The organism is Pseudomonas sp. 2995-3, from assembly GCF_002742565.1.
GTDB lineage: Bacteria > Pseudomonadota > Gammaproteobacteria > Pseudomonadales > Pseudomonadaceae > Aquipseudomonas > Aquipseudomonas edaphica.
The window spans coordinates 1-270 of sequence record NZ_LJSB01000335.1; the positions used below are offsets into that span (position 1 = coordinate 1).

Below are 270 nucleotides of genomic sequence, written 5' to 3' on the forward strand. Positions count from 1 at the left end.
GATGCAGACAAAGGGATTTTCCATGAAAAGGGAAACTCAGACGTTGTATTTATTGTTAAAGAGCATAGTGAGTATGGCTATGTGGATAACTACATTTTGGCCAAATGGGGCGAAGAACTTCGGGAAAAATATGAGGCTGAAGTCAAACGCGGTCTACCATCAGATACAGAGGTCAAATTCATGGTAAGAATTGCAGCAGATGACTACGACCAATCCATGATGGCTATGTCTTTTGAGGATTACTTAGAGTTTGGCTCTGATAATGTATAC

The 270-nt window shown here is 40.4% G+C and carries 1 protein-coding gene; it reads left to right on the forward strand.

The window, feature by feature from the left end:
- Window positions 1–270: hypothetical protein (locus AOA62_RS31940; protein WP_158235144.1), on the forward strand; the 270-nt coding region annotated here is incomplete at both ends.